Raw genomic sequence first — 11,212 nt, 5'->3', positions numbered from 1 at the left:
TTCGTTCATGGAACCTCCAAGTTGGCGAAATCATATCGCCCTTAAGAGGTGTCCGGAATTATTAGGCCAGTTCAGCTGCGCTCCTACAGGATCGGGGAGCGTCTAGCGATAGCGGCGGGCGATCAGGTGGTCGATGGAGAGCTTGCCGGGGCCGCGGGCCATCAGGTACAGCAGCACCGCCGCCCAGGTGCCGTGGGTCGGGTAGGCGTCGGGGTAGACGAACAGCTGGATGGTCAGGGTCATGCCCAGCAGCGCCAGGGCCGAGAAGCGCGTGGCGAAACCGACCAGGAGCAGCAGCGGGAACAGATGCTCGGCGAATGCCGCCAGGTGTGCGGCCAGTTCGGGGGAGAGCAGCGGTACCTGATACTCGCTCTGGAACAGCGGAATGGTCGAGTCGGCCAGGCGCGGCATGCCGAGCTCGAACGTCCCGGAGAACAGGTCGATGGCCAGGCCCTCGATTTTGGTCTGGCCGGACTTCCAGAACACCGCGGCAATGGAGAAGCGCGCGATAAAGGCGATCAGGCTGTGGGGAATGCTTCCCAGCAGTTGGATGAGCCGGTTCACCCCATGGGTGAGTGGGTGGTGATTGGTGCAGTGGGTGTGCATGTTCAGACCTCGGAATGGGGGGACAGGCGAGTGATGGCGCCGCGACCGATCAGCAGCGCCAGGGCCTGGCTCGGCTCGAACGCCGGATCGACAGCCAAGGCATTGGCCGCGGCGACTTGCAGTGGCTGCGAGTGGTGCAGGGCATGGATGAAGCAGGCGACCCCGGCGTCGATGGCGAACACCTCGACCTCCAGCTCATGACGCAGTACCAGGGCGTCTTGTCCTTGGCACAGGTCGATGTTCTTTAGGTCGACGCCTTGCCAGTCGCCATCGCCCTGGTGGGCGGCCCATACATCGACCACCGGATAGGGTGAGTTCAGCAGGCCGAGCGAGGGATGCAGTTCCAGGCGCAATTGCCCCAGCGTTTGCGGCTCGGCCATGGCCGTTGCGAGCTGCGCCAGTGGCACCGGGCAGGCGTCGGCGGCGTGGTAGGCGGTGACCCGCAGTCGTTCCAGGCGCGCGACATCGGCCAGGTAAGGCACGGCGGCGGCGGCGGGAGGGAAACCGCCGATGAAATCGGCGAAGTCATGGCCATAGTCGCTGAGCACGGTGCTGGTGGGCGGGAAGCGCATGACGTAGAGCGCGGCCATGGCCCGGAAGAACTCATCGCCCACCAGTTGCGCCACCACCGGATAGGCATCGGCCAGGGCATTGATCAAAGAGCTTTGCACATTGTTGCGGTACACCGCGAAGCGGCTGGCCGGGTCGGCGCCGTTGCCGCAGTACAGGTCCACAGGGCAGGGTTGCTCGGAGTCGAACAGGGCGCTAGCGAAGCTGGCTTGTGTGTTCACGGCAGCCTCCTGGCGCATTGCAGCAGCTCATCCGCCTGGCGTACTTCAGCGTGCAGCACGGAAAACGCCGGCACCTGGTTGTCGCGCTCGATCAGGGTCGCGGTCGCTCCGATCCGTTCCAGCAGCCGCAGGTACAGCGCCCATACGGCGTTATCGATCGGCGCGCCGTGATCGTCGATCAACAGCCGGTCGCCCAGGCTGTCGGTGTCTTCGGCAAACCCGGCCAGGTGGATCTCGCCCACCGCGTGCAGCGGCAGGGCATCGATATAGGCCAGCGGGTCGCGCCGGTGGTTGATGCACGACACGTAGACATTGTTCACGTCCAGCAACAGGCCGCAGCCGGTGCGGCCTATCACCTCGCGGATGAATTCGGCCTCGTCCATGCTCGACTGGCGAAACTCCAGGTAGGTCGCCGGGTTCTCCAGCAGCATGGGGCGGCGCAATGTGCTCTGCACCTGGTCGATGTGTTCGCAGACGCGGTTCAGGGTCGGCCGGTCATAGGCCAGGGGCAGCAGGTCATTGAGAAACACCGGGCCATGGCTGGACCAGGCCAGGTGTTCGGAAAAGGACTGGGGTTGATACCGCTCGATCAGCACGGCCAGGCGTTTCAGGTGCTGTTGGTCCAGCGGACCTTCGGCACCGATCGACAGGCCGACGCCGTGCAGCGACAGCGGATACTGTTCGCGGATCAGCCCCAGGTAGTGATGGAACGGCCCGCCAGCGACCATGTAATTTTCCGCATGGACTTCAAAGAAGCCGATATCGGGCTGTTCCTTCAGGACCTGGCGAAAGTGCTCGGTCTTGAGCCCCAGCCCGGCGCGTTGCGGCAGGCTGGAGAAGGTCGCCTGAGTGGCGGGATGGAGGGGGAGTGGTACGGCCATGTTCATCATCGACACTCAGGCAGGTTGCTTACGACTTGGCTTTGTAGGCTTGCAGTTGGCCGAAACCGGTAGGCGAGGTGCTGCTGGCGGTTTTCTCGCAGGTGCCTTTAGGAACCAGCTTCCAGGCGTTGGCCTGGTGGTCGACCTTGGCGGTACCGGCACAGGTGGTGCCCGCGCCTGCCGCGCAATCGTTCTTGCCCTTCATGGCGACGCCAAAGCATTTCTCCATGTTGTCGGCGGCCTGGGCGGTGGTCGGCAGCGCGGCGATGCTCAAGGCAGAACCGAGGGCCAGGGCCAGGGCGGCGGCGGACAGGGTGCGAGTGGTAGCGGTCATGGTGTTTCTCCAGAAAAGGTAGTGGTGTAGGCAGGCATTCGTGCCTGCTTACCCCTCTAGAGAAAGGTCGCTGGGGTTTGTTACAGCCCTGGTGAAAAAAATCCAGTTGTAGCCGCTGCCGCAGGCTGCGATCGACGGCGAAGCCGGCGCAATCACTGGCAGCGCGGTGTACCGAGCCTTCCGAGTGCTCAGCCTGTGCGGGGCGTTGCCCCGATCGCAGCCTGCGGCAGCGGCTACAGGAGGGGCGATTTCCAGGCGAAAAAAAACGGCCCCGCAGGGCCGTTCTTGTTTGCAGCAAGTGCTCAGCCGCCCAGATAGGCTTCGCGCACCTTGGGGTCGGTCAGCAGGGCTTCACCGGTGCCTTGCATCACCACCCGACCGTTTTCCAGTACATAGGCACGGTCGGCGATCTTCAGCGCCTGGTTGGCGTTCTGTTCCACCAGGAACACCGTCACGCCGTCACGGCGCAGCTGTTCGATGATGTCGAAGATCTGCTGGATGATGATCGGCGCCAGGCCCAGGGACGGTTCGTCGAGCAGCAACAGCTTGGGCTTGCTCATCAGCGCGCGGCCGATGGCGAGCATCTGCTGTTCGCCGCCGGACATGGTGCCGCCGCGCTGGTTGAAGCGTTCCTTGAGACGCGGGAACAGGCCCAGGACCTTGTCCATCTGCTCCTGGTAATCGCCCTTGTCGGTGAAGAACCCGCCCATGGCCAGGTTCTCCTCCACGGTCAGGCGGGCGAACACCCGACGACCTTCCGGCACCACGGCAATGCTCTTGCGCATGATCTGCGCCGAGGTTTGCCCCACCAGTTCCTCACCCAGGTAACGGATGCTGCCGCTGTGGGCCTGCGGCGAACCGCAGAGGGTCATCAGCAGGGTGGATTTGCCGGCGCCGTTGGCACCGATCAAGGTGACGATCTCGCCCTGGCGGATCTCGACGTTGACGCTGTGCAGCGCCTGGATCTTGCCGTAGAAGGTGGAAACGTTTTCGAACTGCAGCATTTACGCTTCCCCCAGGTAGGCTTTGATCACTTCAGGATTGTCGCGGATCTGTTCCGGCGTGCCGTCGGCCAGGGGCGTGCCCTGGTTGATCACGACGATGTGGTCGGAAATGCTCATGACCAGCTTCATGTCGTGTTCGATCAGCAGCACCGTGGCGTTGTGCTCTTCGCGCAACACGCCGATCAGCGCCTTGAGGTCTTCGGTTTCCCGCGGGTTGAGGCCGGCGGCCGGTTCGTCGAGCATGAGGATCCGCGGACGGGTCATCATGCAGCGGGCGATTTCCAGGCGCCGTTGCTGACCGTAGGCCAGGGTGCCGGCGGGACGGTTGGCGAACTCCTTGAGGTTGACCTTTTCCAGCCAGTACTCGGCGTATTCCATGGCCTCGCGCTCGCTCTTGCGGAACCCCGGGGTCTTGAACAGGCCGGCCAGGAAGTTGGTGTTCAGGTGACGGTGCTGGGCGATCAACAGGTTTTCGACCGCGGTCATGTCCTTGAACAGCCGCACGTTCTGGAAGGTGCGCACCACACCCTTGAGGGCGATCTTGTGGCCGGGCAGGCCCTGGATCGGCTCGCCGTCGAGCAGGATGCTGCCGGCGGTGGGCTGGTAGAAACCGGTCAGGCAGTTGAACACCGTGGTCTTGCCGGCGCCGTTCGGGCCGATCATCGATACCACTTGTTTCTCTTTGACGGTCAGGGCCACGCCGTTGACCGCCAGCAGGCCGCCAAAGCGCATGCTCAGGCCCGTTACTTTGAGGATCTCACGGCTCATTTGCGCAGCTCCATGTGGGGACGTTGCATGGGCAGCAGGCCTTGAGGACGCCAGATCATCATCAGCACCATCATGGCGCCGAACATCAACATGCGGTATTCGCTGAATTCGCGCATCAGTTCAGGCAGCAGGATCATCACGGTGGCCGCCAGGACCACGCCCAACTGCGAGCCCATGCCGCCCAGCACGACGATGGCGAGGATGGTCGCGGACTCGATGAAGGTGAAGGACTCCGGCGTCACCAGGCCCTGGCGCGCGGCGAAGAAGCTGCCGGCGAAACCGGCGAAGCAGGCACCGAGGGTGAAGGCCGACAGCTTGATCACGGTCGGGTTCAGGCCCAGTGCGCGGCAGGCGATTTCGTCTTCACGCAGGGCTTCCCAGGCACGTCCCAGGGGCATGCGCAGCAAGCGGTTGATGACGAACAGGGCGAACAGCGCCAGCAACAGCGCGACCAGGTAGAGGAAGATCACCTTGTTGATCGAGTTGTATTCGATGCCGAAGTACTCGTGGAAGGTCTGCACGCCCTCGGCGGCCCGGCGTTCGAAGGACAGGCCGAAGAACGTCGGTTTGTCGATGTTGCTGATACCGTTCGGACCACCGGTGAGGTCGGTCAGGTTACGCAGGAACAAGCGAATGATCTCGCCGAAGCCCAGGGTCACGATCGCCAGGTAGTCACCGCGCAGGCGCAATACCGGGAAGCCCAGCAGGAAGCCGAAAGTGGCCGCCATCAGGCCGGCGATAGGCAGGCAGATCCAGAAGCTCAAGCCGTAGTAATGCGACAACAGCGCGTAGCTGTAGGCGCCCACGGCGTAGAAGCCGACGTACCCCAGGTCCAGCAGGCCGGCCAGGCCGACCACGATGTTCAGGCCCAGGCCGAGCATCACGTAGATCAGCACCAGGGTGGCGATGTCCACCGCGCCGCGGGAGCCGAAGAACGGCCAGACCAGCGCACCGATGATCAACGCAATGATGATCCAGCGCTGGGTGGTCGGCAGGGTCAGGAAGTTACTGGCCTTGGCCGGGATCACCGGCATGTTGGGCGAGGACTTCCAGGCCGCGCTGATCTGTTGGTCGAACAGCACCCGCAGGAACATCAGCACCGAACACGCGGCGATGATCATCAGGGTGGTGGGGCTGGTGCCATGGACTTCCAGGTTGATGCCGACGATGGTCAGTTTCAAACCGAGTATCGGGTAGGCGACGGCCCACACCAGCAAGGCGCTGAAGAACGCCTGTCGAAGATTCCTAGTCATACTTTCTCAACCTCCGGACGGCCCAGCAGGCCGGTTGGCCGGAACAACAACACCAGAACCAGCAGGCCGAACGCCACGACGTCCTTGTACTGGTCGCCGAAGATATCGGCACCGAAGGCTTCCGCCACCCCAAGTACCAGGCCGCCCAGCATGGCGCCCGGAATGCTGCCGATGCCGCCCAGTACCGCGGCGGTGAAGGCCTTGAGACCGACCAGGAAGCCGGCGTTGGGGTTAATCACACCGTATTGCATGCTCAGCAGCACGGCCGCGATCGCCGCCAGCGCGGCACCGATCACGAAGGTCAGGGCGATGATGTTGTTGGTGTTGATACCCAGCAGGTTGGCCATCTTGATGTCCTCGGCGCAGGCACGGCAGGCGCGGCCCAGGCGGGAACGGGAGATGAACAGGGTCAGGCCGAGCATGGCGATCAGGGTCACCACGAACACCACGATTTGCATGTAGGAGATCAGCACTTCATGTGCGCCACCTGGCCCGATGGAGAAGTTGCCCGGGATCAGGTTGGGGATGGATTTGTCCTTGGAGTCTTGCGCCAGCAGAACCGTGTTCTGCAGGAAGATCGACATGCCGATGGCCGAGATCAGCGGGATCAGACGGTTGCTGCCGCGCAGGGGGCGGTAGGCGATCCGTTCGATGCTGTAGCCGTAGGCACTGGTAACGACGATGGTCGCGATGAAGGCCGCGGTCATCAAGAGCGGGACACTGTCGAGTCCCATCATGGTCAGGCCCGCGATGGCGATGAACGCCACATAGGAACCGATCATGTACACCTCGCCGTGGGCGAAGTTGATCATTCCAATGATGCCGTAAACCATCGTATAGCCGATGGCGATCAGGGCATACGTGCTGCCAACGGTGAGACCGTTAACCAGCTGTTGGAAAAAGTGATAGAGGTCAGGCATTACAGCGCTCCTAAAAACCTGATACGCATTTCACTGGTGGAGTCATTTTCCCGCCTGTGCCCCGTGGATCTGCATCCACTTCGGGTCAGGTTTTGCCAGCGAACCGCTGATGACGGTTTTGAGATTTTCAGGTGGGCGGGCTTCCGGATCACGGAAAACAGGCCCAATACGTTCGCAAAACAAAGCCCACGGCACGCCGTGGGCTTTATTGGCAGTCAGTCAGACAGGGCCTTATTGAGGCGAGACTTCGGTTTTAGGTTTGCCGAAGTGCCACTCGTAGACCACGAACTTGAAGTCTTTCAGGTCGCCCTTGGTGTCGAAGCTCAGGTCGCCGGTCGGGGTCTTGAACGTACCGGCGTGGATGGCTTCAGCCACTTTGGTGGCGTCTTCGGACTTGGCGGCCTTGATGCCTTCGGCAATCACTTGGACAGCCGAGTAGGAAGGGAACACGAACGGACCGCTCGGGTCTTCTTTCTTGGCCTTGAAGGCATCCGCCAGGGCCACGTTGGCCGGATCCTGGTCGAAGGATTTCGGCAGGGTCACCAGCAGGCCTTCGGAAGCGTCCTTGGCGATCTGCGAAATGGAGTCGTTACCCACGCCTTCCGGACCCATGAACTTGGCTTTCAGGCCTTTTTCCTGGGCTTGGCGCAGGATCAGGCCCAGCTCCGGGTGGTAGCCGCCGTAGTAGACGAAGTCGACGTTGGCTTGCTTGAGCTTGGCGATCATCGAGGAGAAGTCTTTGTCGCCGGCATTGATGCCTTCGAACACGGCAACCTTGGTGCCTTTCTTCTCGAGGGTCTGCTTCACGGCGGTGGCGATGCCTTCACCGTATTGCTGCTTGTCGTGCAGCACGGCAACGATTTTCGGCTTCACGTGGTCGGCGATGTAGTTACCGGCGGCAGGGCCCTGGGCGCTGTCCAGGCCGATGGTGCGGAACACCATCTTGTAACCACGGGTGGTGATGTCCGGGCTGGTGGCGGCGGGGGTGATCATGACCACGCCTTCGTCTTCGTAGATGTCCGAAGCCGGTTGAGTGGAGCTGGAGCACAGGTGACCGATCACGAACTTGACGCCGTCGTTGACGACTTTGTTGGCTACGGCGACGGCTTGTTTCGGATCGCAGGCATCATCGTATTCGACGGCCTGGAGCTGCTTGCCATCGACGCCGCCCTTGGCGTTGATTTGTTCGATGGCCATTTTGGCGCCACTGAACTGCATGTCGCCGTACTGGGCTACAGGGCCGGTCTTGGGGCCGGCGATGCCGATCTTGATGGTGTCAGCTGCGAACGAATGGCTGGCGACTCCGGCCAGAACCATAGCGGCAAACAGTTTGGAAATCTGCTTAGTAGCCTTATTCATAGTGCTCCACTCTTACTGTTGTAATTTTTATAGTCCTGGCGCCGTAGCAGCAGAACCGGGTCAGATATCTCTTGGATATCCCCGGAAAATGCCCCCGGCAACTGTACCGGTACAGTGTAGAGCGCCGATTGTTAGCCTGGGAAGCTGGCGCCAGGGGGCAAAATCAGGGGGTGTCGCTTTATTGAAAGAAAAAGACAGAATCGCGGCGGGGTTTTGACCGTATTCAGCGAGCAATCCCTGGCTCTCCTGCACTTCTCTATCGTTGACGCAATTGCAACCGGGTTTGTCTGCCAGAGCACCGACGTTATCATTGCGCCGATTTCTTTTCGGGACAGGCCCATGACTCAAGAACCTAGCACCCTCTATGCCAAGCTGCTTGGTGAAACCGCATCCATTACCTGGAAGGAGCTGGAACCGTTCTTCGCCAAGGGTGCCCTATTGTGGGTCGACGCCAGCCTGGATTTGATCGAGGCAGCCGAGGCCATGGCCGAGAACCAGGCCGAGAAAGTGTCTGCCTGGCTGGCCGCCGAGAAAGTGGGCAAGGTGTCTGCGACGCGGGCGCTGGATCTGGTGGAGCGCGATCCGCTGCTGTGGGCGGTGGTGGTTTCGCCGTGGATTCTGGTCCAGGAAAGGGCGCAGGGCGAAGGCTGAGCACCAAAATAGTGCCTGGTTTTTCCGGTTGAAAGTGTGTAGCCGAGTAACCGCGATCAGGGTGATGGCAAGTTGCCCGTGGAGAAAGGCCCCACCCATTTCAGGCTGACGGTGACGTAAGCGGAATGGGAACAGTTTGCAAGGCAGCCCGAGGGCTGCCTGATTGTTTCAGGGGATTAACATCACTTCCCTGTAAACGCCATTTCCCCTGTAGGAGCGAAGCTTGCTCGCGATGGCGTCCAGCCAGTCGACATCGCTTCAGCTCGATGCCGCTGATCGCGAGCCATCGAGCGTCGACCGGCTGTTCCTACAGAAGAGGGGCAGCTGTTAGTAAGCCGTCCTGCCCGTATGGTTGTTCAGCGAGATGACCTTGGTCTTGCCGATGCGGTGGCGGTAGATCTCGCGCAGGTACTTGATGGCTTTCTTCACGCAATCGCGGGACAGGCGGATGTCGTTGATCGAGACGAACTTGTCCTTGTCGTTGATCAGCTCGCGGTACTTCTTCTCGTACATCGGCTTGATCGCGTACCAGTTGGTATCGAGGATCTTCGCCGGGTTCTCGAACTCGTTGAGCAACTCGTCGATGCGGCTTTCATCGAATGCCTCGCTGACGATGAAGTCGAGGATCGAGTTGTCCAGGGTCTCGTCGAAGCGGTACGGGTTGCGGGCGAAGCAACGCTTGATAAAGGCCACGATCAGGGTCAGGAAGTCGTCCGACAGGCACGGGCTCTTGGCGATCAGGGTGGTCAGCGAGAGGTTGGCCGAGGCGCCGATCACCAGGGCGTAACGCTTGAGGGTGGTATTGGGGAACAGGCTGTTGAGGTGGGTCTTGAGCCGGTTCAGGTCCATGTACGACAGCTTGTAGTCCTTGGGCAGGGAGACGATCGACACCACCGACGAGCAGTTCTTGAAGAAGTGCAGATCGTGCAGGGCGGCGGCGTCGTAACCGGAAGCCTTGTATTGCTCCAGCGCCGCGCGATAACGCTTGGACTCGATCGGCAGCAGGCTGATGCCTTCGATGGCCTGGGTCACCTTGTTGAAGTGCGGCAGGTCGATGGAGCGGAAGAACAGGTCGTCGATGTTCAGGCGCTGCGGCTCTTTCTCGAACACCTTGAACTTGTCACCGCTCGGCACCGGGGTTTCCGGGACCACGGACTCGGCGTAGGCGATCGCCACCGGGCCGGCCAGGCTCATGAACAGGTCGTTGGCATCCAGGCGGATGGTCTCGCCGATGTCGATGCCGGCGCGGCGGAAATAGTTCTGGTCGTAGTCGGTGGTCACCGCCTGGGCGGTGAGGATGTTGAAGATCTGCTGGGAGATGTACTGGTTGGCGTGCTTCTCCATGGCGTTGACGTCGATGTTCTGGATGTTGCCGTCATCGCTCTCTTCGGCATAACGCATGATGTCGTTGGAAATCAGCATCATCGCGTTCCATGGGCGGATGCGCCCCATGACGCTGGCTTCGCTGCTGTCTTCGTTATCGAAGTTGTAGGAGAAGTCCCATTCTTCCGACAGGTATTTGCACAGCAAGCGTCCGGCGTTGATGTGCAACGCTTCGGACATTTCGCTGCGGTGATCGGAGATGTTCGGCAGTACGCAGATGCCGCTGGTGAAGATCGGCTCGAAGACGAAGGAGTGGCCGCTCTTGCTGTCGTGCTCGTCGATCGGCTTGGTGTCGAACGTCTTGTTCATGTACGAGTACTGCTGGGCCAGGCCGAACTCCGAGGCCATGCCCGAACCGGTACCGCCGCCGGCGCTGAAGATCGAGAAGTACAGGCGCGACTGGTTGGCCTTGATGCCGCAGGAGTCGATCAGGTACGAGTGGATCATTTTCCAGTCGGGGCTGGAGAAGCGCTGCGTGTCCTTGTTGAGGATGATCTTGGCCAGGTACTGGCCGAGGATCGGCGCGTTGCCGGCGCCGCCGGCATGGACTTCCGAGAGGTCCATGATCTTCATTTTGCTGTAGTCGCGGATGAAGCCGCTTTTTTCGCCCTTGCGCGAGAAGCGGATGCGCCCGGCGATGTCCTTGTCCAGGTCGCCCAGCATCACCAGCGGCTCGACCAGGAACACCGGTTTGCTGGCCTTGCTCTGGCCCAGGCGCAGGTTGTGGCGGATCCACTGGGCGGGGCTGTAGCCCTTGTCGGCATAGACCTTGTCGTCGGTGTTGAACTCGTTGAGGTAGAACTTGCGGGCGTTGTACACCAGCTCCGCCACATCCAGGGCGATGTTCGACCCGCAGCGGCCCAGGCCGATCAGGCAGACCGAGGGAAATTCCTGCTCGCGGCGCGCCTCGAGTTCGTCTTCCAGGTGCGGCGCGCGGGGAAATACCGAGTCGCGCAGGCCGTCGAGGTTGTCGAGGATGCGGTCGGTGTTGGTTTCGGTGAAGTAGAGGTATTGCTGGGGCGCCTGCGGGCGCGAGCTGGACAATGGCTTCGAATCTGAAAAGCTCTGGCTGCCCGGGGTCAGCGTCAGTTCGGATACTGCGTTGGCAGAATTGTTTTTAGAAGTCATTGTGCGCCGTGTGTCTGGACTGGTCGGCTCGGTGACAAGATATCAAAGAGCCATCAAGTGGGATCTCGCGACTTTACAACGCGATATTGGCCCCAGCGATAGGGATAAGTCTGATGGCCGCTAGGGGGAATCCT

The 11,212-nt window shown here is 61.3% G+C and carries 11 protein-coding genes; 1 reads left to right on the top strand and 10 read right to left on the bottom strand.

Translation table 11 applies throughout. The features are described from left to right. Positions 1 to 102 precede the first annotated feature (102 nt). From AC07Y9_RS27885 to AC07Y9_RS27845, 9 genes are all read right to left on the bottom strand, one after another. Entirely contained in the window at positions 103 to 606 is a 504-nt protein-coding gene (locus AC07Y9_RS27885) for a DoxX family protein (protein ID WP_087089222.1), read from the bottom strand. Between the two features lie 2 nt (positions 607 to 608). After that, positions 609 to 1,397, bottom strand: a complete 789-nt coding sequence (locus tag AC07Y9_RS27880) for an HvfC/BufC N-terminal domain-containing protein (protein ID WP_102681350.1) — start codon at positions 1,395 to 1,397, stop codon at positions 609 to 611. After that, positions 1,394 to 2,278 (bottom strand): MNIO family bufferin maturase, encoded by an 885-nt coding sequence (bufB, locus tag AC07Y9_RS27875; RefSeq protein ID WP_256581003.1) that lies wholly within the window; start codon positions 2,276 to 2,278, stop codon positions 1,394 to 1,396. Before bufB ends, AC07Y9_RS27880 begins: the two co-directional genes overlap by 4 nt. Before the next feature lie 28 nt (positions 2,279 to 2,306). Continuing rightward, positions 2,307 to 2,612 (bottom strand): BufA1 family periplasmic bufferin-type metallophore, encoded by a 306-nt coding sequence (locus tag AC07Y9_RS27870; protein WP_009042485.1) that lies wholly within the window; start codon positions 2,610 to 2,612, stop codon positions 2,307 to 2,309. A gap of 302 nt (positions 2,613 to 2,914) precedes the next feature. Continuing rightward, positions 2,915 to 3,616 (bottom strand): ABC transporter ATP-binding protein, encoded by a 702-nt coding sequence (locus tag AC07Y9_RS27865; protein WP_007926621.1) that lies wholly within the window; start codon positions 3,614 to 3,616, stop codon positions 2,915 to 2,917. After that, the gene (gene livG / locus AC07Y9_RS27860; RefSeq protein WP_009047385.1) at positions 3,617 to 4,384 is read right to left on the bottom strand and encodes a high-affinity branched-chain amino acid ABC transporter ATP-binding protein LivG; all 768 of its coding nucleotides are present in this window, start codon (positions 4,382 to 4,384) and stop codon (positions 3,617 to 3,619) included. Next, positions 4,381 to 5,637 (bottom strand): high-affinity branched-chain amino acid ABC transporter permease LivM, encoded by a 1,257-nt coding sequence (locus AC07Y9_RS27855; protein WP_101337031.1) that lies wholly within the window; start codon positions 5,635 to 5,637, stop codon positions 4,381 to 4,383. The genes livG and AC07Y9_RS27855 overlap by 4 nt, the downstream gene beginning before the upstream one ends. Continuing rightward, on the bottom strand, positions 5,634 to 6,557 hold the full coding sequence (gene livH / locus AC07Y9_RS27850) for a high-affinity branched-chain amino acid ABC transporter permease LivH (protein WP_007926616.1): 924 nt from the start codon (positions 6,555 to 6,557) through the stop codon (positions 5,634 to 5,636). Before livH ends, AC07Y9_RS27855 begins: the two co-directional genes overlap by 4 nt. Positions 6,558 to 6,788: 231 nt before the next feature. Then, positions 6,789 to 7,916: a branched-chain amino acid ABC transporter substrate-binding protein gene (locus tag AC07Y9_RS27845; RefSeq protein ID WP_007926614.1), complete on the bottom strand. Its 1,128-nt coding sequence runs from the start codon at positions 7,914 to 7,916 to the stop codon at positions 6,789 to 6,791. A 339-nt stretch (positions 7,917 to 8,255) separates the two neighbouring features. Between AC07Y9_RS27845 and AC07Y9_RS27840 the strand changes: the two genes are divergently transcribed. Continuing rightward, entirely contained in the window at positions 8,256 to 8,567 is a 312-nt protein-coding gene (locus tag AC07Y9_RS27840; protein ID WP_009042488.1) for a DUF2288 domain-containing protein, read from the top strand. Positions 8,568 to 8,894: 327 nt separating this feature from the next. Here the strand turns inward: AC07Y9_RS27840 and AC07Y9_RS27835 are convergent, their stop codons facing one another. Continuing rightward, complete coding sequence (locus AC07Y9_RS27835; RefSeq protein ID WP_102681348.1) at positions 8,895 to 11,078, bottom strand: hypothetical protein; 2,184 nt, start codon at positions 11,076 to 11,078, stop codon at positions 8,895 to 8,897. Between the last annotated feature and the right edge of the window lie 134 nt (positions 11,079 to 11,212).

The organism is Pseudomonas sp. GW456-L12 (assembly GCF_059424045.1).
The sequence above is the reverse complement of the archived record's forward strand: the minus strand, read 5'-3'. Positions and strand labels throughout refer to the sequence as shown.

What these genes read in the sequence shown, in the direction of transcription:
- AC07Y9_RS27885 (WP_087089222.1), bottom strand. Translation starts at nt 606, where the DNA reads ATGCACACCCACTGCACCAATCACCACCCACTCACCCATGGGGTGAAC.
- bufB (WP_256581003.1), bottom strand. Translation starts at nt 2,278, where the DNA reads ATGGCCGTACCACTCCCCCTCCATCCCGCCACTCAGGCGACCTTCTCC.
- AC07Y9_RS27870 (WP_009042485.1), bottom strand. Translation starts at nt 2,612, where the DNA reads ATGACCGCTACCACTCGCACCCTGTCCGCCGCCGCCCTGGCCCTGGCC.
- AC07Y9_RS27865 (WP_007926621.1), bottom strand. Translation starts at nt 3,616, where the DNA reads ATGCTGCAGTTCGAAAACGTTTCCACCTTCTACGGCAAGATCCAGGCG.
- livG (WP_009047385.1), bottom strand. Translation starts at nt 4,384, where the DNA reads ATGAGCCGTGAGATCCTCAAAGTAACGGGCCTGAGCATGCGCTTTGGC.
- AC07Y9_RS27855 (WP_101337031.1), bottom strand. Translation starts at nt 5,637, where the DNA reads ATGACTAGGAATCTTCGACAGGCGTTCTTCAGCGCCTTGCTGGTGTGG.
- livH (WP_007926616.1), bottom strand. Translation starts at nt 6,557, where the DNA reads ATGCCTGACCTCTATCACTTTTTCCAACAGCTGGTTAACGGTCTCACC.
- AC07Y9_RS27845 (WP_007926614.1), bottom strand. Translation starts at nt 7,916, where the DNA reads ATGAATAAGGCTACTAAGCAGATTTCCAAACTGTTTGCCGCTATGGTT.
- AC07Y9_RS27840 (WP_009042488.1), top strand. Translation starts at nt 8,256, where the DNA reads ATGACTCAAGAACCTAGCACCCTCTATGCCAAGCTGCTTGGTGAAACC.
- AC07Y9_RS27835 (WP_102681348.1), bottom strand. Translation starts at nt 11,078, where the DNA reads ATGACTTCTAAAAACAATTCTGCCAACGCAGTATCCGAACTGACGCTG.